Source organism: Lacibacterium aquatile (assembly GCF_042683105.1).
Lineage (GTDB): Bacteria > Pseudomonadota > Alphaproteobacteria > Elsterales > Elsteraceae > Lacibacterium > Lacibacterium aquatile.
This window is the reverse complement of record NZ_JBHUIP010000005.1, coordinates 1-22,675: the sequence shown is the minus strand read 5'-3', so window position 1 is coordinate 22,675 and position 22,675 is coordinate 1. Positions and strand designations below refer to the sequence as shown.

General features: G+C 62.8%; 22 protein-coding genes and 1 pseudogene. 12 read left to right on the top strand and 11 right to left on the bottom strand.

What is annotated here, in order from left to right; all coding sequences use genetic code 11:
- Positions 1–118 precede the first annotated feature (118 nt).
- Genes ACFSM5_RS07115 through ACFSM5_RS07100 form a run of 4 tightly spaced genes read right to left on the bottom strand, consistent with a single transcriptional unit; the run spans position 119 to position 4,307 of the window.
- Complete coding sequence (locus ACFSM5_RS07115; protein WP_379875618.1) at positions 119–1,630, bottom strand: ArnT family glycosyltransferase; 1,512 nt, start codon at positions 1,628–1,630, stop codon at positions 119–121.
- A 6-nt stretch (positions 1,631–1,636) separates the two neighbouring features.
- Complete coding sequence (locus tag ACFSM5_RS07110; RefSeq protein WP_379875617.1) at positions 1,637–2,323, bottom strand: DJ-1/PfpI family protein; 687 nt, start codon at positions 2,321–2,323, stop codon at positions 1,637–1,639.
- Complete coding sequence (locus ACFSM5_RS07105; protein ID WP_379875616.1) at positions 2,323–3,375, bottom strand: AbrB family transcriptional regulator; 1,053 nt, start codon at positions 3,373–3,375, stop codon at positions 2,323–2,325. The genes ACFSM5_RS07110 and ACFSM5_RS07105 overlap by 1 nt, the downstream gene beginning before the upstream one ends.
- Positions 3,372–4,307 carry a M14 family metallopeptidase gene (locus ACFSM5_RS07100; protein ID WP_379875615.1) on the bottom strand — a complete coding sequence of 312 codons (936 nt, stop codon included), beginning with the start codon at positions 4,305–4,307 and terminating at the stop codon, positions 3,372–3,374. Before ACFSM5_RS07100 ends, ACFSM5_RS07105 begins: the two co-directional genes overlap by 4 nt.
- A gap of 184 nt (positions 4,308–4,491) precedes the next feature.
- Here ACFSM5_RS07100 and ACFSM5_RS07095 point away from each other — a divergent pair, with 184 nt between their 5' ends.
- On the top strand, positions 4,492–6,645 hold the full coding sequence (locus ACFSM5_RS07095) for a putative bifunctional diguanylate cyclase/phosphodiesterase (RefSeq protein WP_379875614.1): 2,154 nt from the start codon (positions 4,492–4,494) through the stop codon (positions 6,643–6,645).
- A gap of 137 nt (positions 6,646–6,782) precedes the next feature.
- Here the strand turns inward: ACFSM5_RS07095 and ACFSM5_RS07090 are convergent, their stop codons facing one another.
- Complete coding sequence (locus ACFSM5_RS07090; protein WP_379875613.1) at positions 6,783–7,541, bottom strand: NAD kinase; 759 nt, start codon at positions 7,539–7,541, stop codon at positions 6,783–6,785.
- Positions 7,542–7,562: 21 nt separating this feature from the next.
- Entirely contained in the window at positions 7,563–8,558 is a 996-nt protein-coding gene (gene moaA, locus ACFSM5_RS07085; protein WP_379875612.1) for a GTP 3',8-cyclase MoaA, read from the bottom strand.
- Positions 8,559–8,604: 46 nt separating this feature from the next.
- Between moaA and ACFSM5_RS07080 the strand changes: the two genes are divergently transcribed.
- Complete coding sequence (locus tag ACFSM5_RS07080) at positions 8,605–9,216, top strand: NTP transferase domain-containing protein (RefSeq protein WP_417498516.1); 612 nt, start codon at positions 8,605–8,607, stop codon at positions 9,214–9,216.
- A 4-nt stretch (positions 9,217–9,220) separates the two neighbouring features.
- The gene (dapB, locus tag ACFSM5_RS07075) at positions 9,221–10,000 is read left to right on the top strand and encodes a 4-hydroxy-tetrahydrodipicolinate reductase (RefSeq protein WP_379875611.1); all 780 of its coding nucleotides are present in this window, start codon (positions 9,221–9,223) and stop codon (positions 9,998–10,000) included.
- Between the two features lie 140 nt (positions 10,001–10,140).
- Here dapB and ACFSM5_RS07070 read toward each other — a convergent pair whose 3' ends face one another.
- Entirely contained in the window at positions 10,141–10,332 is a 192-nt protein-coding gene (locus ACFSM5_RS07070) for a DUF3553 domain-containing protein (protein WP_379875610.1), read from the bottom strand.
- Between the two features lie 96 nt (positions 10,333–10,428).
- Here ACFSM5_RS07070 and ACFSM5_RS07065 point away from each other — a divergent pair, with 96 nt between their 5' ends.
- The 6 genes from ACFSM5_RS07065 (at position 10,429) to ACFSM5_RS07040 (ending at position 16,872) form a co-directional block, all read left to right on the top strand.
- Positions 10,429–11,085 (top strand): histidine phosphotransferase family protein, encoded by a 657-nt coding sequence (locus ACFSM5_RS07065; protein ID WP_379875609.1) that lies wholly within the window; start codon positions 10,429–10,431, stop codon positions 11,083–11,085.
- A 121-nt stretch (positions 11,086–11,206) separates the two neighbouring features.
- Positions 11,207–13,921 (top strand): hybrid sensor histidine kinase/response regulator, encoded by a 2,715-nt coding sequence (locus tag ACFSM5_RS07060; protein WP_379875608.1) that lies wholly within the window; start codon positions 11,207–11,209, stop codon positions 13,919–13,921.
- A complete protein-coding gene (locus ACFSM5_RS07055; RefSeq protein ID WP_379875607.1) occupies positions 13,918–14,412 on the top strand; it encodes a chemotaxis protein CheW in 495 nt (164 codons plus the stop codon). Before ACFSM5_RS07060 ends, ACFSM5_RS07055 begins: the two co-directional genes overlap by 4 nt.
- Before the next feature lie 71 nt (positions 14,413–14,483).
- On the top strand, positions 14,484–14,849 hold the full coding sequence (locus ACFSM5_RS07050) for a response regulator (protein ID WP_379875606.1): 366 nt from the start codon (positions 14,484–14,486) through the stop codon (positions 14,847–14,849).
- A complete protein-coding gene (locus ACFSM5_RS07045) occupies positions 14,849–16,042 on the top strand; it encodes a protein-glutamate methylesterase/protein-glutamine glutaminase (protein WP_379875605.1) in 1,194 nt (397 codons plus the stop codon). Before ACFSM5_RS07050 ends, ACFSM5_RS07045 begins: the two co-directional genes overlap by 1 nt.
- Positions 16,039–16,872 carry a CheR family methyltransferase gene (locus tag ACFSM5_RS07040; RefSeq protein WP_379875604.1) on the top strand — a complete coding sequence of 278 codons (834 nt, stop codon included), beginning with the start codon at positions 16,039–16,041 and terminating at the stop codon, positions 16,870–16,872. Before ACFSM5_RS07045 ends, ACFSM5_RS07040 begins: the two co-directional genes overlap by 4 nt.
- Positions 16,873–16,929: 57 nt before the next feature.
- Here ACFSM5_RS07040 and ctrA read toward each other — a convergent pair whose 3' ends face one another.
- Positions 16,930–17,646 (bottom strand): response regulator transcription factor CtrA, encoded by a 717-nt coding sequence (gene ctrA, locus ACFSM5_RS07035; RefSeq protein ID WP_379875603.1) that lies wholly within the window; start codon positions 17,644–17,646, stop codon positions 16,930–16,932.
- Positions 17,647–17,839: 193 nt separating this feature from the next.
- Between ctrA and fliI the strand changes: the two genes are divergently transcribed.
- Positions 17,840–19,171: a flagellar protein export ATPase FliI gene (fliI, locus tag ACFSM5_RS07030; RefSeq protein WP_379875602.1), complete on the top strand. Its 1,332-nt coding sequence runs from the start codon at positions 17,840–17,842 to the stop codon at positions 19,169–19,171.
- Complete coding sequence (locus ACFSM5_RS07025) at positions 19,171–19,596, top strand: flagellar FliJ family protein (RefSeq protein ID WP_379875601.1); 426 nt, start codon at positions 19,171–19,173, stop codon at positions 19,594–19,596. Before fliI ends, ACFSM5_RS07025 begins: the two co-directional genes overlap by 1 nt.
- On the opposite strand, the gene ACFSM5_RS07020 is transcribed toward ACFSM5_RS07025, so the two are convergent.
- The 3 genes from ACFSM5_RS07020 to ACFSM5_RS07010 are packed head-to-tail and all read right to left on the bottom strand — an operon-like array spanning position 19,593 to position 22,121.
- A complete protein-coding gene (locus ACFSM5_RS07020; RefSeq protein ID WP_379875600.1) occupies positions 19,593–20,300 on the bottom strand; it encodes a hypothetical protein in 708 nt (235 codons plus the stop codon). The two genes, ACFSM5_RS07025 and ACFSM5_RS07020, sit on opposite strands and share 4 nt — an antisense overlap.
- 4 nt (positions 20,301–20,304) lie before the next feature.
- Positions 20,305–20,907, bottom strand: coding sequence for a hypothetical protein (locus tag ACFSM5_RS07015; protein WP_379875599.1), 603 nt, complete (start codon positions 20,905–20,907; stop codon positions 20,305–20,307).
- Positions 20,907–22,121 carry a hypothetical protein gene (locus tag ACFSM5_RS07010; protein WP_379875598.1) on the bottom strand — a complete coding sequence of 405 codons (1,215 nt, stop codon included), beginning with the start codon at positions 22,119–22,121 and terminating at the stop codon, positions 20,907–20,909. Before ACFSM5_RS07010 ends, ACFSM5_RS07015 begins: the two co-directional genes overlap by 1 nt.
- Positions 22,122–22,155: 34 nt before the next feature.
- On the opposite strand from ACFSM5_RS07010, the pseudogene ACFSM5_RS07005 reads away from it, so the two are divergent.
- Positions 22,156–22,675: pseudogene (locus ACFSM5_RS07005) on the top strand (hypothetical protein); the annotation flags it as partial.

The following is a 22,675-nucleotide window of genomic DNA, read 5'->3' as shown; positions in this document are numbered from 1 at the left end:
GACCACGGGATCTCCTCCGGGAGCCCGTCCAAAAAATTCTGAGACCGCGTGGAAACGCCCTCGGAGGGGATCCCGGGATCAGGTCCCGGGATGACGAGGTCTTTTTTGGGGCTGGCGCCTAATTCCCCGCCTGACCTGGCGGGCCGTAGATGATCAGATCGAAGGGCGGATTCCGCGACCAGGGCAGGGCAGTGACGGCACCATCAATGCGGGCGATGGGCACCAGTTTCTTGGCCTCGACAGCGGCCTTCAAGGCCGGGCTGCGGGCAATCGATCCCTCGGCCGTGATGCGGTCCAGGATCAGATAGGCGAAACGATCCCCACCTGCCGGATCCTTCAGAATCTCCGATTCAAAGACACTGACCTGCGGCGGCGCCCAGGAGGGCATCACGTGGTGCACCTCACGGCGTGGCTGGGTCAGGCGCAGGGCGAGCCACGCGCGTTGATCGATACCGACGGCTCCTGGTTGGATCAGCATATCCGACACGATGGGCGCGAAGGCCCCAGCATCGCGCCCAAAACCCTGGACCCGCACGGTCGTCACCATGATGGAGGCCATGGCGGCAGCGGCAAGCCCACCGAGTATCAACCCGATCCAGGCCAGACGGCGCCGCCAGTCCAGGACATGGGTCCAGCGCGCGAGTTGCAGCAGGGAAATCGCCATGGTCCCAGCCAGCAGGCGCGGCTGGAAGGGGAACAGCAGGGCGGGCAGGGCCAGGACCAAGGCGACCAGCCACAGGATCTTGCCGTTAGTGTCCTCCTTGCCCCAGCGCAGGGCGGCGAGCATCGCAAGGATCAGCAGCCCCAGGATCTCCGGGGCGGCTTCGGCCGAGGATCGCCAGAAGGCAGGATCGGCCAGATGGCGTAGCAGTTCGAACGTCAGATAGTTCGACGACCCGTTGAACAGGACCTGCGCCAGGAATTCCTTGGGGAAGGAAATCACATAGAGGCCGAACAGCACGGTCGGGATCAGAAAGCCCAGAACCGACTTCAGACTTGCAGACTGTGATCCGGGATAGCGCCGCCAGCGCGCCCATTCCACCAGCACGGCCGCCAGGGCAAGGAAGGGCGCGGTGGGATAATAGCTGAGGCCCGCGAGGCACAGGGCGGCCCCGCGCCAGAGTTCCTTGGGCCAACTGCCCGGCCGCTCGCCACTGGGGGCGAGATAGGCGAGGAAACAGAGCACCACCAGGCCTTCGTAGCGGATATAGAGCCCCGCCCGCAGGAAAAGCTGGGACCCCAGCAGCGCCAGGGCGGCAAACCCAGCTGCCTTTGTGGGGGCACCCCAGCGCTTGGCGGCGGCATAGAGCAGGAAGCTGCATCCCAACGGCACCAGGGCGCTGGGCAAGCCAATGGCAAAGGCCGACAGGCCGAAGAGCAGGAAGCTCGCCGCCTGGGCCAGCATGACTACGGGTGGCAGGAAGTCGGCGACCGCGCTGCCATTGGCGTCCGCATGGATCGCCCGGCGCGGCACCCCGTCCAGCAGGAACTGATAGGCGCTTTCCGAGAACCAGATCTCGTCACCCGTCATCGCGGCTGGATAAAGCCCGGCGCGATAGAGGAAGACGACGGCAAGGATGAGCCAGCCGAGCCAGAGCCAGATCGGAACGCGGGAAAGGGCGTGGGGCATGGCAGGTCAGTGTTTCTTCAGTTTGGCGCTGGCGCGTTCGATGGCGGAATCGCGCAGGGCATAATAGGCAGTGGAACCGGCCAAGACAGCCTCCACAAGTTCGGGCGCTGCCGACTGGGGCGAGCCGCCAGTGAAGGGCGGGGCGGGGTCATATTCGATCTGCAACTGGATGCGGCGGGCGGTGTCCTCACCGTAAAGTTCGGCGATCACGGTCAAGGCGAAGTCTATGCCCGAGGTAACGCCGCCGCCCGTGATGCGGTTGCGGTCGATGACCACTCTTTTATCGGTTGGAATGGCGCCGAAGGCCGACAGGCGCTCGCGTGATCCCCAGTGAGAGGTCGCCCGGTAACCGTCCAGCAGGCCTGCCGCGCCCAGGACCAGCGACCCGGTGCAGACGGAGGTGACCCAGCGCGCTTTGGCGGCCTGGGTGCGCAGGAAATCCAGCGTCTCATCGTCTTCCATCAGGGCGACATGGCCGGGGCCGCCCGGCACGCAGATCAGATCGAGCTGCGGGCAGTCGGCAAAGCTCATGTCCGGCACCATCCCCATGCCGCGGTCGCTGGCGATGGGGCTCCTGTCTTTCCAGACCAGATGGATCCTGGAGTCCGGCGCCCGGGCCAGCACCTCGTAAGGCCCGGTCAGATCCAGCTGGGTCAGCTTGGGGAACAGCAGCATACCGATGGTGAGGCTCATCATTTCCTCCAGGCGGAATAGAGGCGATATCCGAGCGGCGCCATCAGCACTACCAGGATGATCCGGATGATGTGATGGGAGGCGACATAGGCGGTATCGGCATGGAGATACACCGCGATCAGGCTCATTTCCGCAAGGCCCCCTGGCGCAAAGGCGAGCAGGGCGGTCGACATTGGCACGCCGATGAGCTTCGAGATAACCCAGGCGGCTCCCAAGGCCATGACCATCATCAGGGGCGTCGACCAGAGAGCGGTGCGGAAAGCCTTGATAACCATATTGACCGGCGAGCCTGCGAAGCGGGCACCGATTGAGGCCCCGACCACGACCTGCGCTATGGCGACGATCACCGGGGGCGGGGCCGATTGGGTCAGGCCGGAAAGATGCACACCCGCCGACAGGAACATCGGTCCGACGATATGAGGGGCGGGCAGACGGGCGTATTTCCCCAGCGGCAGCCCGCCGACGGCGCAGAGGATCAGGATCACGAGGTCGCCGGTCGGGGGCCAATGGCTCCAGTCGATGGCGAGGCCCGCGCTGACATATCCGGCGGTCCAGCGGAACCAGAAGGGAATGATCAGCACCACCAGCAGCACCCGCAGCATATGCAGCAGGGCGAGGCGCCGCTCGTCGCCGCCAAGGCTCGACCCGATCAGTACCATCTCCACCATCCCACCGGGGACCGAAGCGAAGAAGGAGGTGGCGGAGTCAGTGCCGCTGATCTTCTTCATCGCCGTCGTGCCGACCAGAGTCGTCAGGACGATGAAAGGCAGAAGCAACAGGAGGCTGATGGACCAGCCGCCAAGGGCAGAAAAGATCGCGGGAGAAAAGCCACTGCCCAACATCACGCCGATGACGGGGGAAAACACGCTGCGCAGGCTATTGGGCAGAAGCGCTGGAAAGCCAACAAGCGCGGCCACGGTCGCCAGGAGCATGGCGCCGATCATGAAGGGCAGCGGGATCTGCACCCAGGCGGCGAGCACCCCGCCGATAGCCCCGATGATCAGGGTCAGGAGAACGCGGGCGGGCTTGGAAGCCGAAACAGAGAAGATCATTGCGACAGGCGTCCCAGGCGGACAGCGGTTAGGCCAGGGCGAAGATTTCGAGTCGGCATGATCAGAACGCAATTGTCGTAGGGGGTATAGATCGGCGAGGCGCCATCGTATGCGATAATGCTGCCTGCCTGTTCGATAATTTCCATGCCCAGATAGGGCGCGACAAAATGGAAACGGTCGGTTGAGACGGTAATGGCCTCAGTCACTTCAATGGTCCGCTGCGGGGTCGGCGGCGGCACAGGACCGGGGTCGGCGATATCATAGGCAGCGAGGAAACGCGCTACGGTCGCTTCAGCAACTTGTGCGCTGGAAGTCTCCCAATGCTGTCCGCATTCGACCAGCAGGGCTGCCTTGCTGCTCGCCGGATCGTCGAAGAAACCATAGTCCCGTAGGCGGCGCCCGCTCGTATGGCCCTTGTCCATGACGATGGTGGCGGGTAGGCCGATGCGCTCTGCCATCTCGCGTCCTTTCTGCTGCATCCCGGCCAGGGCCAGGGGCTCAGTCGGATGCTGCATGGAATGGAGATCCAGCAGCAGATCCGCGCGATCCACGATGGGGCGCAGGGCGCGGGCGCGGATCAGTTCTGTGCTGGTGCGCGGCCCGTCGAGCGTCGCGATATCCCAGACCCGGTTGAAATCCTCGTCCACGTAACGCGACTGTTCGGGCATCAGCGGGTCGAAGTTCAGAGCAGCGGCGATATTGGCAAAAACGAAGGTCAGGGCGCCCCGTTTCGGCCTCATCCCGGCCCGCAGGAGTTTGTCGAGGGCGATGGCGCCGCAAAGCTCATTGCCATGGGTCAGGGCAACCAGCATGGCATCGGGTCCCGGCTGCCCGCTTTCAAACCGCCAGACATAGGGGACCCCGCAATTCCCCTCCGCATAGGGGCGGAGGTCGGGCAGCGTTAACTCGACGATGGGTATCGAGTGTGTCATGCGTCCCCCCCCTCTTCATACGCAGGCCGTCAGAGTAGGCAGCCAAGTGTATCGGAAACAAGGAAAGCCTGTGGCTTTTTAGGCGATTTTTGACATGATGCTGCTATGGTGTGTGAGAGGAAGCGCACAACCGGTTGGGGGGCCAACCGAAATCTGTCGGCCAACACCAATAAGAGTTGCAGCCATGCCGCATCGTTGGGTTCTGGACTTCATGCCCACCGCATCGCCCGCCGATGCTATCGCCTTCGAACAACTTGGAAAACAGCACGACCTGCCCGCCGGGGAACCGATCCTCAGTGCCGGGCAGGAGCGTAGCCACCTCTTTGCTCTGATCGGCGGTCAGCTGATCGTCGAGCATCGCGGGATCGAGGTTCAACGGCTTGAAAGCGGCGATTTCGTCGGCGAGGACGCTTTGGTCCGCGCGACGACGCCCCATGTGGATATCAAGACGGCTGAAACCAGCCGCATCTGGCTCGCACCGCTGAACAAGGTGCTGGAGCTTGCCAATGACCGGCCCGCTTTCGGCGTCATCCTGTTCGAGAAGCTGCTGGCCCAGGCCGGTGTCCGGCTGACTTCTACCACTGGGCTTTTTTATGAACGCCAGAGCCTGACCCGCAAGCTCGGCGAGACCAATGACGAGTTGCGCAAAACGCTGTCCGAACTGGCGCAGGCCCATGACCGCCTGCTGACCGAATCGCGCGAACGCGAACGGGCGGAGAAGGAGAATGTCCTTCTGGCCCGCTTTGCCTCCGATAGCCCCAGCCCGATGCTGCGGGTCAGCCGCGACGGCGAAATCCTCTATGCCAATAGTGCTGCAACTCCGCTGCTGGCGTCGCTCAAGGCGGATCGTGGCCGCTTCCTGCCGTCGACCTGGCGTGACCGGGTGCGCGATGCCGTCGAACAGCATCAGGTGCTGACGACCGAACTGGAAGCCAGCGGCCAGGTCTGGACGCTGTATCTCTCGCCTGTCGCGGACGAGGGGACGGCGCATATCTATGCCCATGACATCACGCTGGCCAAAGATACCGAAGCCCAGATGCTTCAGATGGCGCGGCAGGATCCGCTGACCGGCCTCGTCAATCGCGGCGGTTTCAACGAAGCGCTGAAGAACGCGCTGGCCCAGGCGGGGCGCACCGGCGTCGGCGGTGCCTTGTTCTTCCTGGACCTCGATCTGTTCAAGGAAGTGAACGATACCTTCGGCCATCACGTCGGCGATCTGCTGCTGAAAGCGGTGGCCAAGCGCCTGAAGCAGAAGGTGCGCGATACCGACACGGTGGCGCGTCTGGGCGGCGATGAATTCGCGGTCATTCAGAACCCGGTCAATTCGGATGTGGATGTGAAGGCGCTGGTGAAGCGCATCATCTCCTCCCTCTCCGAGCCTATGGTGATCGAAGGCTATCGGGTGCAGGTCGGGGTGTCAGTCGGTATCGCCCGTTTCCCCGAAGATGCGACCGAGGCTGACGAAATCATCCGCGCCGCCGATACGGCGATGTATCGCGTCAAGGCGGCGGGGCGTAACAGCTATCGCCTCTATTCCGACGAAACCGACGCCCTGCATGCCACCCGCCAGGAAGCCAATGATGCGGTGACCAAAGGGTTAGAGCGCGGCGACTTTGTGCTCTATTACCAGCCGACCGTCGATATCGCCTCGGGCGATGTGCGGGCGCTGGAAGCCCTGGTGCGCTGGCGCCATCCGATCCATGGGATGGTGCGGCCCGACGGATTGTTCGTCTCGGCGGAATATGCGGGCCTATTGCCGCAGCTGGCCGACTGGATCGTGCTCAAGGCCTGCGAAGGCGCGCGCCATCTGTCCGATCGGGGCATCCGCTGGCCGGTGACGATCAATCTGACGCGCGGCCAGTTCCTGGATGCCGATTGGCCACGCCGCCTGTCGATGATGCTCTCGACCCTGCAACTCGATCCGCATCTGATCGAACTGGAGATCCCGGAGCGGCTGGTGCTGGACAATCACGTCCTGGCCGAACGCACCATGGATCAGCTTGCGGCCCTGGGCGTCGATCTGGCGCTGGATGACGTGGGGCTTGGCGAACTGCCGGTGACGCTGGCGGCCCGCCTGCCGATCCGTCGCATCAAGATCGCCCAGGTGCTCACCACCGGAATCGGCAAGGACAGCCAGTCCGACCGTCTGATCCGCGCAATCACCAGCGTCGGCCGTGCTCTGGGGCTGGAGATGATCGCGAAGGGGGTTGAAACCCCGCAGCAGCGCGATTTCCTGACGTCGTGCGGTGTCGAGACGGTGATGGGCTTCCTCTATGGCGAACCCGCGCCCTTGGAAACCCTGATCGAGCAGAAAGTGGGCAAGCCGGTTTCGGCTTAAGGCGAAACCTGTCATCCCGGCCCCCGAGCCGGGATCCGGCCGCCAGGATGGCAATTCTCCGACGGCGCGGTTTGGAAACAAACTTCGGCCGGATCCCGGATCAAGTCCGGGATGACAGATATTTTTGAGAAAAGCCTTTAAGCCTGGAACTGTTCCTTCAAAATCCGTTCTTCGAGCGTGTGATCCGGATCGAACAGCAGGGTCAGGCCGATGGAACGATCCTCGAAGGTCTCGACCTTCACCACATCACGCACTTCGGTATAGTCGGCAACCGCGCTGACCGGGCGCTTCTCGCATTCCAGCAGCTCGACCGTCACCATGGCCTTATGGGGCAGCAGGGCGCCACGCCAGCGGCGGGGCCGGAAGGCGCTGATGGGGGTCAGGGCCAGCACGTCCGATCCCAGCGGAATGATCGGACCATGGGCGGACAGGTTATAGGCGGTCGACCCCGCCGGGGTTGCGACCAGAATGCCGTCACAGATCAGCTCCGGCAGTCGTTCCACCCCATCAATGGAGAGTTTCAGTTTGGCGGCCTGACGGGTCTGACGCAGCAGTGAAACCTCGTTGATCGCCAGCGCCTCGCGTACTTCGCCGTTCATGCGGGTGGCCTTCATGCGCAGCGGATGCAAGGTGACTTTGGTGGCGGCCTTCAGGCGCTCGACCAGCCCATCCACGCGATATTCATTCAACAGGAACCCCACCGATCCCCGGTTCATGCCATAGATCGGAACCTGCCGTTCGATGTGGCTATGCAGGGTTTCCAGCATTACGCCGTCGCCGCCTAAAGCTACGACCACATCGGCTGCCCAGGGGTCGGCCTGTCCATAGCGGTGGGAAAGAGTAGCCAGCGCTTCTTGCGCGGGATCGGCGTCGCTGGCGACGAAGGCGATTTTCATGTCGGACATTCTTGAAAAGACTCAGCCGCCAGTGACGCTCATATGACGTTCGACGGCTGCGGCCGGGCGGGCGCGGTCGATGATGAAGTCGTGGCCCTTGGGCTTGCGGGCGATGGCGGCGCGGATAGCCGCATCCAATGCGTCGTCATTGCCCTCGTTGGCACGCAGGACAGAGCGCAGATCGGCGTCGTCATCCTGGCCAAGACACATATAGAGCTGCCCGGTGCAGGTCAGGCGCACGCGGTTGCAGCTCTCGCAGAAATTATGGGTCAACGGCGTGATGAAGCCCAGGCGACTGCCGGTTTCCTCGATCCGCACATAGCGCGCGGGACCGCCGGTGCGATAATCCGTCTCGGTCAGGGTCCAGCGCTGCGAGAGGTCGCGGCGCACCTCGCTGAGCGGCAGATACTGATCGGCGCGCGAAAGTTCGCCCAGATCGCCCATCGGCATGACCTCGATGAAGGTCAGATCGAAGCCATGCTGGCCGCACCAGGCGATCATATCGTCGAAATGGTGGTTGTTGATGCCCTTCAGGGCAACGGCATTGATCTTGACCGCAAGACCCGCATCCTTGGCCGCCATGATCCCGTCCAGCACCTTCTCGATCCGGCCCCAGCGGGTGAGGCGGGTGAAGGTGTCGGGATCCAGCGTATCCATGGAGACATTGATGCGCTTCACCCCGGCGCGGGCGAGGTCTCCGGCATATTTCGACAGCTGGGTGCCGTTGGTGGTGAGCGTCAGCTCCTCCAGCGTTCCGGCTTTTACCTGTTCGCCCAGCGACCCGATGAGGTTCATGATGCCCCGTCTGACCAGCGGCTCGCCGCCGGTCAGCCGCAGCTTCTTGACGCCCAGGCGGATGAAGGCATTGCACAGGCGCTCAAGCTCTTCGAGCGACAGAACCTCCGACTTGGGCAGGAAGTTCATGTCCTCGGCCATGCAATAGACACAGCGAAGATCGCAGCGGTCGGTGACCGACACGCGCAGGTAGCTGATGAAACGGCCGAACGGATCGATCATGCGTCAGGGGTGCCTTCGCAGCTCATTTCTGTAATATGCCGTGGTTATGGCCGTTTACAATGCTTCTTTAGATGGTGCCGGGGCTTCTTCGCGTGAAGGGCGTCCTTTCCTTATTGCCGTGCTGGCGGGAGGCGAGGGGCGTCGGATGGGCGGCGGCAAGCCCCATCAAGCGCTTGCTGGGCGCCCCTTGATCCGGCATGTCATCGACAGGGTTCAGCCGGATTTCCTGTGCGGCGATCCAGCTGATCTGGCGCGATATGGCTTGCCCGTCTGCCCGGATCCTGCGCCGGGGCTTGGGCCTTTGGCTGGAGTTGCGGCAGCCTTGGCTTATGCATTGGAGCAGGGGCGGGATAGCGTTCTGACGGTTCCCTGCGACACGCCGTTTCTGCCCCAGGATCTTGCCGCGCGGTTCGCCGGGGTCGATGGTCCTGCGATGGCGTCGAGTGGTGGGCATGAACATCCGTCGGTCGCGCGGTGGCCGGTGGAGTGGCTGGATATCGTCAAAGAGAGGCTGTCGGGAAGCGGCTCCAGGGCGTTGCGCCCCTTCTTTCTGGCCGCACCGAGGATCGAATGGCCGGTCGGCGCATTTGATAATATCAATACGCCGGATGATCTGGCGGCGGCCGAGGCCCGGCTGCGGACAATCGAAAGGGGTTGACACCATGAGCCTGCGTATTGTGGTCGCCGGGGCGACGGGATGGACGGGTGGTGCTGTTGCCAAGGCCGTCGCTGACGCAAACGATCTGGCGCTGGTGGGGGCCGTGGCGCGGCGTTCGGCCGGGCAGGAGCTCCATGGCCTAACCCTGGTGGCCTCGGTGAAGGAAGCCCTGGCGGTCCCGGCAGATGTGTTGATCGATTATACCCATCCGACGGCGGTTAAGGATCACGCCCTGGCGGCACTGGCAGCCGGGGTGCATGTGGTGGTCGGCACCTCGGGCCTTACGGCGGAGGATTATCGCGAGATCGATGTAGCCGCCCGGGGCGCCGGGCGTGGGGTCGTGGCGGCGGGGAACTTCTCTTTAACCGCGACGCTGCTCACCCGCTTTGCCCAGCAGGCCGCCGAATGGATCGGGGATGTTGAGGTCATCGACTATGCCTCCGCCAAAAAAGCCGACGTTCCAAGCGGCACTGCGCGGGAACTGGCCGAAAAGCTGGATGCCGTGCGCTCACACCCCTCGACCACTCGGCCCGTTGCCGAGATTCTGGGGCCGAAGGAGGCGCGGGGCGCTGCCATCGGCTCGGTCCAGGTGCATTCGGTGCGCGCGCCAGGATTTATCCTGTCGTGCGAGGCGCTGTTCAGTCTAGCAGGCGAACGTCTGGCAATCCGCCATGACGCTGGGGAAAGCGCCGAACCCTATGTGAGCGGAACGTTGCTGGCCGCCCGGCGGGTCGGGGGGCTGATCGGTCTGCATCGCGGCCTGGATGCCGTTCTGAACGGTTGAAGCAGATTGTAAGTGCTTGAGCGTAGAAGGCTTTACGTGACGGGGCCTACAACTTCCGCCGCAAGATCACAGGTACGCCTTTATTGCCCGTAATTCAGTCCTGAGTGCGTGCGCTTCAGGGGTGTCATTAGTTGGCCGATCTAGAATTCCTGGTGCCGGCGCGGGGTGTCTTGCAGTAACTCCAAATCAATTACATCTGTGTTAATTAGAATTTTTCCACGTTCTTCAAAATTTACCGTCGCCCGACTTCCGACAACCGATTGTACCTGTCCGATTCCCCAGTCGGGTTGACCTGGGTGTCTGACATATACTCCGGGGGTAAGCAGTGCCATGACGAGATTTACCTGTGGGGTTGGAAATTTTAAGCGTTTCTTCAGTGTCCTGCCCGCATCCTAGCACCATTCCCGCAAGTTACGGGAGCGGAGGATATGGCGAATACGATAGAAATCGGTTTAGTTCAGTTGCTTGTGAGCCATTTGTGCCACGAGCTGGTGAGTCCAATCGGCGCGATCAACAATGGCGTCGAACTGCTGGAAGAACTGGGTCCGGCCAGCGGCAGCGAAGAGGTTGTGAACCTCATCGGGCAGAGCGGTCGGAACGGCGCGGCCAAGCTGCGGTGCTATCGTCTGGCCTATGGGCTGGCGGGGGCGAACGCCGGGGTGCCGGGCCGCGAGGCGCGGGCGGTGGCGACCGAGCTTCTGTCCAGCGAGGGCCGGGTGCAGTTGCAGTGGCCCGACGGGGCGGTGGCCGAGGAATATGGCCCGCGCTCCATTCAGCTGGTGCTGAACCTGGTGCTGCTTGCAGTGGAATTTCTGCCGCGTGGCGGTACGATTACGGTCTCGGCCGAATCGCTTGGCGATGCAGAAGCCGTAACGGTTTCGGCGCAAGGTGCGGTCGTGAAAATCGATCCGCGCATTGCCGATATTCTGCACGGCAAGTCGGAAACGGCGGATCACCGATCGATCCATGCTGCCTTCTGTTATCGTTTGGCTGGGGCGGCTGGCTTGCCGTTGTCGCTGATCGAATTGGAGGATGGCGTGGTATTGACAACACAACTTCCTCTGGCGGCTCCGGCGGCTGCTTAATAATTCGTTCGTATTTGACACAAGATCTTGCTTATCCGCTTGCCGGGTTGGTGGGATGTTGCAATAAACTCAACAGCGTGCCCGGCCAAATGGCCGGGGCCTCTTCTCCCGGGGGAGCCTGATGGACGACCTGCTAAGTGAATTCCTAACCGAGACCAACGAGAACCTTGCGGTTCTTGACGTCGAGCTGGTCCGTCTGGAGCAAGACCCGAACGATCGGGAACTGCTGTCGAACATCTTTCGCCTCGTCCATACGATCAAGGGCACCTGCGGCTTCCTTGGGCTGCCGCGTCTCGAATCGGTCGCTCACGCCGGTGAGAATGTCCTGGGCCGTGTGCGCGATGGCGAGCTGATCGTCACCGCCGGATCGATTTCGCTGATCCTTCAGGCCCTCGATACCATCAAGGGCATTCTTGCCGTTCTGGAACAGACCGAAGCCGAACCCCCCGGCGACGACAAGATCCTGATCGACAAGCTGAACGCCGTTGCTGAAGGCGCGAATGCCGACGAAGTGGCCGGTATTGCAGGCGCCGCCCCGGCTGCTGCTGCCCCGGCTCCGGCCCCCGCTGCTCCGGCAGCGCCCGTCGCTCCGCCGCCCGCTCCTGAGCCTGCTGCCGCTGCCGCTCCGCCGCCCCCGGCCCCCGCGCCGGTTGCCAAGGCTCCTGAGCCGCCGAAGGCCCCGGAAACCGCCGTCGTTCCGGCTGCCGCAGCAGCCCCTGCCGTGCCGGAGATCGAAGAAGACAAATCCGCCAAGGGCGGCGCTCCGATGGAGCTGAAGGAAAGCGCCGTTTCCGCGCAGACCATCCGCGTTTCCGTCGATCTGCTCGAAAATCTGATGACGATGGTGTCGGAGCTGGTGCTGACCCGTAATCAGCTGCTCCAGATCGTCCGCCGCTACAAGGACAGCGAATTCGCCGTTCCGCTGCAGCGCCTCAGCCATGTGACGTCGGAACTGCAGGAAGGCGTCATGAAGACGCGCATGCAGCCGATCGGCAACGCCTGGGCCAAGCTGCCGCGTATGGTGCGCGATCTCTCGCTCGAACTGTCGAAGAAGATCGACCTTCAGATGATCGGTGCCGAAACGGAACTCGACCGTCAGGTGCTGGAACTCATCAAGGATCCGCTGACGCATATGGTGCGTAATTCGGCCGATCACGGTGTCGAAACCCCGGCCGAACGTCTTCAGGTCGGCAAGTCGGACACCGGCCGCATCACGCTGAACGCCTATCATGAGGGCGGTCATATCATCATCGAGATTTCCGATGACGGTCGCGGCCTCAACGTTCACCGCATCAAGCAGAAGGCCCTGCAGAACGGTCTTGCGACCGAAGCCGAGCTGGAGCAGATGTCCGATCAGCAGATCCACCAGTTCATCTTCAAGGCCGGTTTCTCGACCGCTGCCCAGGTGACGGCGGTTTCGGGTCGCGGCGTCGGCATGGACGTGGTGCGCACCAACATCGAAAAGATCGGCGGCACCGTCGAGCTGAAGTCTAAGTTCGGTCGCGGCTCCACCTTCGTGATCAAGATCCCGCTGACCCTGGCCATTGTGTCGGCCCTGATCGTGGAAAGCTGTGGCGAGCGTTTCGCCATTCCGCAGATCAGCGTCGTCGAACTGGTGCGCGCCTCGGCTGAAAGCGAACATCGTATCGAGCGCCTGAATGGCACCCCGGTTCTGCGCCTGCGCAACCGCCTGCTGCCGCTGGTCAGCCTCGAAAGCCTCCTGATGCTGGACCGCCCCGAGGGCGACCAGACGACCGAGAGCTTCATCATCGTCACCCAGGTCGGCACCTATAGCTTCGGCATCATGGTTGACCGCGTGTTCGATACCGAAGAAATCGTCGTGAAGCCGGTGGCGCCGATCCTGCGCCACCTGTCGCTCTTCAGCGGCAATACCATCCTGGGGGATGGTTCGGTCATCATGATCCTGGATCCGAACGGCATTGCCGCCTCCACGGGCGAAATGGCGGTCACGGATACGGCGTCGACCACCGATGCGACCGAGGCCAAGGGCCGTGCGGACGAACGCACCACGCTGCTGGTCTTCCGGGCAGGCGAGGGCGGTCCCAAGGCCGTGCCGCTGTCGCTGGTTGCGCGTCTCGAAGAGATCGATCTGGCCTCGGTCGAATATTCCAACGACCGCCCGATGGTGCAGTATCGCGACAAGCTGATGCCGCTGGTCCCGATGGTGTCGGGCAGCCGCCTTGCCGAAACCGGTCGTCAGCCGGTGCTGGTTTTCGCCGATGGCGAACATTCGATGGGCCTCGTCGTCGACGAGATCGTCGATATCGTCGAGGATCGTCTGCATGTCGAACTGACCGCGGACCGCGCGGGCTTCATCGGCAGCGCGATCATCGCCGGGCGCGCCACCGACATCATCGATGCGGGCTTCTATCTGCAGCAGGCGTTCGGCGACTGGTTCATGGCCAAGAACGATCGCTCGCTCGATGGCCGCACCCGGGTCCGCAAGGTTCTGCTGGTCGATGATAGCCCCTTCTTCCGTAATCTCCTGACCCCGATCCTGTCGGTTGCTGGCTATCAGGTGACCACGGCGGATAGCGGCAATGAGGCGCTGGCCCTGGCGGAAACGGGCGAGACTTTCGATGTCATCGTGTCCGATATCGAAATGCCGGGCATGAGCGGCTTCGAATTCGCCCAGGCCGTCGCCGCCAGCCAGAAGTGGACGGGCATTCCGATGGTCGCCCTGTCGGCCCACACGGCGCCGCAGGATATGGATAAGGCCCGCGATGTGGGCTTCCGGGACTATGTGCCGAAGTTCGACCGCGAAGCCCTGTTGGCGACCATCGAACAGATTCTTTCGACGGAAGGTGTGGCATGAGCGAACTCGTTCCTGCGGGCAAACGTGGCCTGGCCCGGGCCGGTCAGTTCGATGATCAGAGCCAGTATGTCTCGATCACCATCGACGGTCAGATGTTCGGCATTCCCGTGCTGATCGTCCATGACGTGCTGGGTCCCCAGCGCATCACCCGCATTCCCCTGGCTCCGGCCGAGGTTGCGGGCTCGCTGAACCTGCGCGGCCGTATCGTGACTGCCATCGACGTTCGCCTGCGCCTGGGCCTCAACAAGCGCCCGGCAGGCCAGGATGGCATGAGCGTTGTGGTTGAACATTCCGGCGAATTCTATAGCCTGATGGTTGATGGCGTCGGCGAAGTGCTGACGCTGTCGACGGGTGATTTTGAACGTAACCCGGCGACCCTCGATCCGCGTTGGCGCGAGGTCAGCCAGGGTATCTATCGGCTGAACGACCAGCTTCTGGTCATTCTGGACGTCAACCGCCTGCTCGATTTTTCGCGCACGGAAGCGGCCTGACGGGTTAAGTAAAAGCGTGGATCGGTTCGGTTTAACCGCCGGACCGATCGAACGGTATCAGGAGCGACCCCATGAAATCCTGCCTCATCGTCGACGACAGTCGGGTCGTCCGCATGGTGGCCAAAAAGATCCTTCAGGAACTCGCCTTCGAGACTTTCGAAGCCGAGGACGGAAAGAAGGCGCTGGACTTCTGTCTGGGTCGTATGCCCGACGTCATCCTGCTCGACTGGAATATGCCGGTCATGAACGGGATCGACTTTCTGCGCGCCTTGCGCAAAAGTCCGGGCGGCGACGCTCCCAAGGTGGTGTTCTGCACGACCGAAAACGACCTTCAGCACATCATGGAAGCGATGGGGTCGGGCGCGGACGAATATATTATGAAACCTTTCGATGCCGAGATCATCGAAAGTAAGTTCAGCCAGGTAGGTATTCTTTGATGGCTTCGGACCTCCCGGCTCCGGCGACCGGTGCGCGCGATGGCGTGATCCGGGTGATGCTGGTGGATGACAGCGCGGTGATCCGCGGGCTGTTCACCCGGGCTTTGGAGGCCGATCCCGAACTTCAGGTGGTGGCCTCGGTGGGGGACGGCAAAATGGCCGTTGCCGCGCTGAAGCGTACCCCTGTCGATATCATCATCCTCGATATCGAAATGCCGGTCATGGACGGTCTGACGGCGCTGCCGCTTCTCAAAGAAGTGCTGCCGGAGGTTCGCGTCATCATGGCGTCGACCCTGACCCGCAAGAATGCTGAAGTATCGTTGCGCGCCATGCGCGACGGCGCCGCCGACTATGTCACCAAGCCGTCCAGCACGTCGGAACTGACCTCGGCCGAGCATTTCAAGCAGGAGCTGATCGCCAAGATCAAGGCCCTGGTTGGCTCGCGCCGGTCGCCGCGCCTCGATCGCCCGGGCATGCCGCCGCGCCCCGCGTCTGTACCGCCGGTTGGGCAGGCTGCTACCGCTGCCGTCGCGCCCGCTGGCTCGGAACGCCATCCGCTGTTCCCGCGCGCCAAGGGCGGTCCGCTGACCTTGCGGCCCATGGTGCATGATGTGCCCGAAGTGATCGCCATCGGTTCTTCCACCGGTGGCCCGCAGGCCCTGTTCCAGGTGCTGGGCAATCTGCCAAAGAACCTGCGCCAGCCGATCCTGATTACCCAGCATATGCCGGCCACCTTCACGACGATCCTGGCCGAGCATCTGACCCGCATCGCGGACCGTCCCTGTTCCGAGGCGGTGGATGGTCAGGTTCTGCAGCCGGGCCATATCTATGTGGCGCCAGGTGATTTTCATATGATTGTCGAAAGCCAGGGGACCTCCAAGGTTCTGCGGCTTCTGAAGACCCCGCCGGAAAACTTCTGCCGCCCGGCGGTGGATCCTATGTTGCGTAGTCTGGCCGCGATCTATGGTCGCCGCCTGCTGGTCATCATCCTCACGGGGATGGGCCAGGATGGCATGCGTGGTTCTGATGTGGTGGTACAGTCCGGTGGTATGATCATCGGCCAGGATGAGGCGAGCTCGGTCGTCTGGGGGATGCCAGGGGCGGTTGCGACCGCCGGTCTGTGCAGCCAGATTCTCCCCTTGAGCGATATCGGCCCCTTCATCCTGAAGCAGGCGATGAGGACGGCGGCATGAGAAGCGACGATTTTGAATTCCTGAGCCGTACCGTCCGCCAGCGTTCGGGTCTGGTCCTGACCGAAGACAAGGTGTACCTCGTCGAAAGCCGTCTGATGCCGGTTGCCCGTAAGCAGGGCCTGAAGTCGGTGGACGAGCTGGTGCAGCAGATGAAGGCCAAGCCGGATCAGGCGATCCTGCGGGCCGTCACTGAGGCCATGACCACCAACGAGACGCTGTTCTTCCGCGATACCAAGCCGTTCGACCAGTTCAAGAAGGTCGTTATGCCCGCGCTGTTGAACGACCGCGCGTCGCGCAAGACGATCCGCATCTGGTGCGCGGCCTGTTCCTCGGGGCAGGAGCCCTATTCGCTGGCGATGATCCTCAAGGAAGAGGGGGTGCGTCTGGCGGGCTGGAAGTTCGAGATCGTCGCGACGGACATCAATACCGAAGTCATCGACCGCGCCAAGGCCGGGCTCTATTCCCAGTTCGAAGTGCAGCGCGGCCTGCCGATCCAATATCTGATGAAGTATTTCAAGCAGGTCGAGGATAAGTGGCAGATAACGCCTGAGATCAAGGCGATGATCGACTACCGCGAGTTCAATCTGCTGACCGATCCGCGTGGGTTGGGGCAATTCGACGTCGTCTTCTGCCGTAACGTGCTGATCTATTTCGATCAGCCGACCAAGGCGCAGGTGCTGGACCGTATCCGCGGTGTGATGCCCGAGGATGGCGTGCTGTATCTCGGCGGTGCCGAGACCGTTCTGGGCGTTACCGACAAGTTCGAGCCGGTCCCGAACGAGCGGGGGCTCTATCGCGTCGTCAGCAAGCAGACTGCGAAGGCTGTTTAGGTCTAAAGGGCTTAACGCAGACCAACAAAAAGGCCGCTGTTTCCAGCGGCCTTTTTCTTAAACCTCTGCCGCCTGACGCGGCACCGGTTGGATCGGGGCGGTGGGATCGCGCAGCACATAGCCGCGTCCCCAGACCGTTTCGATGTAATTGTCGCCGCCGGTTGCGACCGCGATCTTCTTGCGCAGTTTGCAGACGAAGACGTCGATGATCTTCAACTCCGGCTCGTCGATACCGCCGTAAAGATGGTTCAGGAACATTTCCTTGGTCAGGGTCGTGCCCTTGCGCAGGGAAAGCAGTTCCAGAATGCCATATTCCTTGCCGGTCAGATGCAGGGCCTTGCCCTCCACATCCACCATGCGGGTATCGAGATTGACCACCAGGGTGCCGGTCTGGATGACGCTGTCCGAATGGCCTTTGGCGCGACGGACAATCGCCTGGATACGGGCCAGCAGTTCGCGCTTGTCGAAAGGCTTGGTCAGGTAATCGTCGGCGCCGAAACCCAGGCCCTTGATCTTGTGATCCATTTCCGACAGGCCGGAGAGGATCAGGATCGGGGTCTTGATCCGGGCGGCGCGGAAACGCCGTAGAATTTCAAAACCATCCGCATCCGGCAGCACCAGATCCAGAATGATGATGTCATAATCGTAAAGACGGCCGATCTCGAGACCATCTTCCCCAAGCGCCGTTACATCAACGACATAACCGGCCGAATTCAGCATCAATGTGATGCTGCGGGCTGTGGTTGTATCGTCCTCGACGAGGAGTACGCGCATCGTAGGCTCCTAGGACTTTGTTAATCTTCCTTAGCAGTTAATATTTACGATGCTGACCGCTTGTGCAAGTGTTAACGAATCGATTGGATGAATATTCATCATTTTTTATGACGCGCGCGGCCCCTGTCGCAGGGCGTGTAGACGTGTTATCGTCGGTGCTTACAGTTTCGATTCGCCAAGTGGTTATCCCCCTATGCTGACAAATCACCTGATCGCCGACCTCGGACGTTTGCCGGACCATTACCTCCATGGGCGTGTTACGGGCGTCCTGGGCATGATGGCGGAAATCGGCGGTGTCCAGCGGGCGCTGTCGGTTGGCGACCGGGTAACAATCATTGCGCGCGGTAATAAACGGATCCTGGCGGAGATCGTCGGCTTCAAGGGTGAGCGGGCGCTTGCCATGCCGTTCGGGACCCTGGAAGGGGTGGGACTGGGTTGCAAGGCGGAGGTCGCGCAGACCGAAGCCGTCATCTATCCCCATGACAGCTGGCTGGGCCGCATCGTCGATTGCATGGGCGATCCGATCGATAACGGCGGGCCGATCTATACCGGCGATCTGGCCTATTCCCTGCGCAGTCCGCCGCCGCCCGCCCATACGCGCCAGCGTGTCGCGGGCAAGATCGATATGGGCGTGCGGGCGATGAACCAGTTCCTGACCCTCTGCCGGGGCCAGCGTATGGGTATCTTCGCGGGGTCGGGCGTCGGTAAATCCTCGCTGCTCTCCATGATCGCCAAATATACCTCGGCCGATGTGATCGTGATCGGGCTGATCGGCGAACGTGGCCGCGAAGTCCAGGAATTCATCCACGAGGATCTGGGGCCGGAAGGTCTGGCGCGGTCGGTTCTGGTGGTGGCGACCTCCGATCAGCCGCCGCTCATGCGCCGTCAGGCGGCCATGACGACGCTGGCGGTCGCCGAATATTTCCGCGATCAGGGCAAAGACGTGCTCTGCCTGATGGATAGCGTGACGCGCTTTGCCATGGCCCAGCGCGAAATCGGCCTGTCGGTTGGCGAGCCGCCTGCCAGCAAGGGTTACACCCCCTCGGTCTTCGCCGAACTGCCTCGTCTGCTGGAGCGCGCCGGGCCGGGGCAGGTGGGGTCCGGATCGATCACCGGCCTTTTCACCGTTCTTGTCGAAGGCGACGATCATAACGAGCCGATTTCCGACGCCGTGCGCGGTATTCTCGACGGGCACATCGTGTTGGAGCGCACTATCGGCGAGCGTGGGCGCTATCCCGCCATCAATATTCTGCGCTCTGTCTCCCGCGTGCTGCCCGGCTGCAACACGGACGAGGAGAATGCAATCATCGGCCGTGCCCGGCAGCTGCTGTCGGCCTATGAAGACATGTCGGAAATGATCCGCCTGGGCGCCTATCGTCCGGGGTCCGATGCCCGCACAGACGAAGCCATCCGCTATTACCCGCTGCTCGAAGGTTTCCTGGGCCAGGGTAAGAAGGAGCGCGCGGATCTGCAGGAAGGATACGGGCAACTGGCTGCTATCCTGAATAGCGGCGGCGTTGGCTGATGGCCAGGAAGGGCCTGCCGACGCTTATCCGCCTGCGCAGCTTCGAGCTGGAGGAAAAGCGCCGCGCCCTTGCCGAGCTGGAACAGGTTGCCGAACGCCTTGAACAGGCGATCCGCGACGTTGATTCCCAGGTAGAGGAAGAAAAACAGATCGCGACCAAGGATTACGTCCTGGCGCGCTATTTCCCTGCTTATCTCCAAGCCGCCAAGGAACGTCGCCAGACGCTGGTCGCCAACCGCCTGGACATCGGTCAGCAGATCGATGCCGCCAAGGAACAGGTGACCATCGCCTATCAGGAGCTCAAGAAGCTCGAAATCGCCCAGGCCATACGCGAAAAGCGCGAAAAAGAAGAGGCGGACCGGCGCGAGCAACTGATGCTGGATGAGATCGCCATCGAAGGCTATCGCCGCCGGGATGCGAGTTAGCTCTCGAGCGAGGCTTTTACGCGAGGGATTCTAGCAACCTCATTAGCAAACGCGTGTATTCGCTCGGACAGCTGTTGATCAGTGTCCAGGATCGTGAACCAACGAGTCCGGGGAACAAAAGAGCCCTTTGCCGTTTGGATCGAAACGGTTGTGCGTAACGTGAAGATGTCCTGGGCGCCGGTTTCGAGGGCTAGCCGTTCGTGAAGGCGCACTACCAGTTCTTTATGCGGTAGGTCGCGTCCAGGGAAGGTGATGAAAACAAGAGCGCGATCAGGTCGCCGGAGATGCCTGACTTCAGATAACGTCGCGTGCTTCTTTGATTCTCGACCTAACCCATTGTCGGGGTCCAGAAAGACGATATCGGCATCTGCCAGCGCGATGCGTTTCTGAGCAGACCAATTCGCCCGGCCAGCAGAGGTGGGGATTGGCTCGCGATGAAACGCTATCCCTTGAGGCCAAATGGGTGCCTGTTCGAGCGCTGCTACCGTACGTTCGGGGAGCGAGGATAGGCCGACATGAAGCTCTTGATCCAGAAACTGCCAAGCTACATCGTCTCGCCATTCCAGATGTCGACCATCTAAATCTCCGTCGTCTCCGGCGGCATAATACCAAGCGATGCCGAGCTTGCGGTCTGCACCAGCCAATTTGCGCAGAAGAGCGAACTTCAATAGGTCGCTAATATCTCCGGCATATTGATCGCGCATTGAACTACCTGACCCTCGGCCAGGTGAAGCGTTCGCCGGTCAGTTTTTCGGAAAAGCTCAAGGTTTTGCTCAGGCTCAGACCCAGGGTCCGGCCTGCGGCCATGACTTCGGCCTCGCTGACCCGCATACCTTTGCCCTTCGGGCGCAGGACCCAGAGATGGGCTGCGGGCGGCATGGTGCGCGCATAGGCTTCCGTTCTGCCCAGATCATCGACACAGGCGACGCCGATCAACAGAACGGTTGCCTCTGCCGCCTGGGTCTGCGGGGCGCCGATCCGCGCTAATTCTTCTGCGATCTCGTCATCCTCGACATCGACGAGAAAGACCTTGGTCCCCGCCTTGATGCCCAGCTTTTCCAGCCGGGTGCGAGGATTGGCCAGGGTGGCGGCCCAGCGGGCGGCTTCGGCGACGCCCATGGTCAGTGAGGTCACCTGTTTGGAAGTGGTGAGGATAAGCGCCTCGCCCTGAACCTTGGCCGACAGGATCTCGCCGCGCGGCAGGCGCGCTGCATAGCCGCCCCGCAGGATGATGGCGTCGCTCTCCAGCAGCGCGAGCCCTTCAACGCTGCGCCCTGCAACCGTCACTTTGCACCGCGCCTCGCGTCCCATCAGACGACCCATCCGGGGCGGCTGACCTGTGGCTTGATCTCGGGCTTGAGGGGCGGGGCGACCTGGAAGGCAACGCCGCCCGCGATATTGTGGGCCGAGGCTGCGGCGACATAGACCGCGTTCAACTCGCGCCGGATCTGCTGGGGCAACTGTCCTGGGGTGCGGAACACGAGGTCGAGTTTGCCCGGCCGCGCCAACCCGTCGATCTGGATTGCTCCGAGCTTGGACAGGGTCAGATCGATCATGAAGCGGGTGTCCTGCGCCTCACCGCCCTTTTGGCCCTTGCCGTCTTCATCCGCCTCGGGGGCTGCATGGAGCCACAGGCGGATCGGTTCGATGCTCTGGCCGGTATGGATCGGCAGCGTGATCATGCGCCATTCGGCGGCGGTATTCTTTGAAGCTTCCCGGCTGCCCTCGGCAACTTCGCCCGCAAGGGCGCTGGCCGCCTTGGTCCGCCCGGCACGGTCGATCTGCTGACGAACGCCGTCGGAAACCAGCGGACGGATATCGCCACGCGTGAAGGCCGAGGCAACGACCATCAGCTCCGCCGCCAGTCGTGGTCCCAGTTTGGGCAGGATCGCCGCCATCACGGCTGCGGGCTGGCCTCCCAATTGAGACGCCGTCTCGGCCACTGCGGGCAGCGAGGGATATGTCGGGAAAACAGCGGGCGCGGGCCGGGCCGCCGTTACGGTCGGCAGTGGCGGCAGCAGCATCGTCACTTGAGTGCCTGTCGGCAGCGGGCGGGCTTCGATGCTCAGCAAGGATCCTTCCAGTGAAACCAGCGGGCGCCCGTTGGCAGTCCCGACCACGGTGGCCTGGACGACCTGCCCCTGGCGCGCCGTTACCTGCGGGGGAACCGGTGGTTGCTGACCAGGAGGCGTGACGGAGATGATCGTCGCCTGGGTTCTGCCGCCGACGACACTGGGAATCGGCGCTTTCTCGGGCGTTGGCGCCGGGGCAGCGGCCGGAGGTGGAGGAGCGGGCGCCTCGGCCTCCACGGTCGGTGCAGCAGCCAAAGGCGCCTGTGAGACAACTGCCGTCTGCGGAGCGGGGGTGGCAGGCTGGGAAATCACCTGCGACGAAGCCGGTGTGGCCGAGGTGGCGGGTGCGGTCCGCACTGGTGCCGGTTCCGCCTTCAGTTCCTGGAACATCGCCGCTTTAGGAGCTGCCTGTGCCGGGGCAGGCTGGGGCGCAGACGGAAGAGGTCGTAACATCGGCGCCTGGGCTGCTGCCGGTTGAACCGCTGCGGTGATGGTCTGCGGCGTCGAAACCGGAGCTGCGGAAGCTGGCTGGCTCGGCATGGGAGCAGGCTGCGGCGCAGGGGCTGAGGTGACGGGCGGCGGTGTCTGTGGAGCAGGCGCAGGCTGGCTCGGTGCTGGAGCAGGCTGTGGCGCTGGCGCTGAGGTGACGGGCGGCGGTGTCTGCGGAACGGGGGCAGGCTGGCTCGGTGCTGGAGCGGGTTGCGGCGCTGGGGCTGAGGTGACGGGCGGCGGTGTCTGTGGAACGGGGGCAGGCTGGCTCGGTGCTGGAGCGGGCTGCGGTGCTGGGGCCGAGGTGACGGGCGGCGGTGTCTGCGGAACGGGCGCAGGCTGGCTCGGTGCTGGAGCGGGCTGCGGCGCTGGGGCTGAGGTGACGGGCGGCGGTGCTTGCGGAATGGGCGCAGGCTGGCTCGGCACCGGAGCGGGCTGCGGCGCTGGCGGTGAGGTGACGGGCGGCGGTGTCTGTGGAGCAGGCGCAGGCTGGCTCGGGCTCGGTGCAGGCTGCGGCG

What these genes read in the sequence shown, in the direction of transcription:
- ACFSM5_RS07115 (WP_379875618.1), bottom strand. Translation starts at nt 1,630, where the DNA reads ATGCCCCACGCCCTTTCCCGCGTTCCGATCTGGCTCTGGCTCGGCTGG.
- ACFSM5_RS07065 (WP_379875609.1), top strand. Translation starts at nt 10,429, where the DNA reads ATGGCGAATACGATAGAAATCGGTTTAGTTCAGTTGCTTGTGAGCCAT.
- ACFSM5_RS07060 (WP_379875608.1), top strand. Translation starts at nt 11,207, where the DNA reads ATGGACGACCTGCTAAGTGAATTCCTAACCGAGACCAACGAGAACCTT.
- ACFSM5_RS07105 (WP_379875616.1), bottom strand. Translation starts at nt 3,375, where the DNA reads ATGATCTTCTCTGTTTCGGCTTCCAAGCCCGCCCGCGTTCTCCTGACC.
- ACFSM5_RS07110 (WP_379875617.1), bottom strand. Translation starts at nt 2,323, where the DNA reads ATGAGCCTCACCATCGGTATGCTGCTGTTCCCCAAGCTGACCCAGCTG.
- ctrA (WP_379875603.1), bottom strand. Translation starts at nt 17,646, where the DNA reads ATGCGCGTACTCCTCGTCGAGGACGATACAACCACAGCCCGCAGCATC.
- moaA (WP_379875612.1), bottom strand. Translation starts at nt 8,558, where the DNA reads ATGATCGATCCGTTCGGCCGTTTCATCAGCTACCTGCGCGTGTCGGTC.
- ACFSM5_RS07040 (WP_379875604.1), top strand. Translation starts at nt 16,039, where the DNA reads ATGAGAAGCGACGATTTTGAATTCCTGAGCCGTACCGTCCGCCAGCGT.
- ACFSM5_RS07025 (WP_379875601.1), top strand. Translation starts at nt 19,171, where the DNA reads ATGGCCAGGAAGGGCCTGCCGACGCTTATCCGCCTGCGCAGCTTCGAG.
- fliI (WP_379875602.1), top strand. Translation starts at nt 17,840, where the DNA reads ATGCTGACAAATCACCTGATCGCCGACCTCGGACGTTTGCCGGACCAT.
- ACFSM5_RS07055 (WP_379875607.1), top strand. Translation starts at nt 13,918, where the DNA reads ATGAGCGAACTCGTTCCTGCGGGCAAACGTGGCCTGGCCCGGGCCGGT.
- ACFSM5_RS07045 (WP_379875605.1), top strand. Translation starts at nt 14,849, where the DNA reads ATGGCTTCGGACCTCCCGGCTCCGGCGACCGGTGCGCGCGATGGCGTG.
- ACFSM5_RS07010 (WP_379875598.1), bottom strand. Translation starts at nt 22,121, where the DNA reads ATGTTACGACCTCTTCCGTCTGCGCCCCAGCCTGCCCCGGCACAGGCA.
- ACFSM5_RS07100 (WP_379875615.1), bottom strand. Translation starts at nt 4,307, where the DNA reads ATGACACACTCGATACCCATCGTCGAGTTAACGCTGCCCGACCTCCGC.
- ACFSM5_RS07050 (WP_379875606.1), top strand. Translation starts at nt 14,484, where the DNA reads ATGAAATCCTGCCTCATCGTCGACGACAGTCGGGTCGTCCGCATGGTG.
- ACFSM5_RS07020 (WP_379875600.1), bottom strand. Translation starts at nt 20,300, where the DNA reads ATGCGCGATCAATATGCCGGAGATATTAGCGACCTATTGAAGTTCGCT.
- dapB (WP_379875611.1), top strand. Translation starts at nt 9,221, where the DNA reads ATGAGCCTGCGTATTGTGGTCGCCGGGGCGACGGGATGGACGGGTGGT.
- ACFSM5_RS07090 (WP_379875613.1), bottom strand. Translation starts at nt 7,541, where the DNA reads ATGAAAATCGCCTTCGTCGCCAGCGACGCCGATCCCGCGCAAGAAGCG.
- ACFSM5_RS07015 (WP_379875599.1), bottom strand. Translation starts at nt 20,907, where the DNA reads ATGGGACGCGAGGCGCGGTGCAAAGTGACGGTTGCAGGGCGCAGCGTT.
- ACFSM5_RS07095 (WP_379875614.1), top strand. Translation starts at nt 4,492, where the DNA reads ATGCCGCATCGTTGGGTTCTGGACTTCATGCCCACCGCATCGCCCGCC.
- ACFSM5_RS07070 (WP_379875610.1), bottom strand. Translation starts at nt 10,332, where the DNA reads ATGGCACTGCTTACCCCCGGAGTATATGTCAGACACCCAGGTCAACCC.
- ACFSM5_RS07080 (WP_417498516.1), top strand. Translation starts at nt 8,605, where the DNA reads ATGGCCGTTTACAATGCTTCTTTAGATGGTGCCGGGGCTTCTTCGCGT.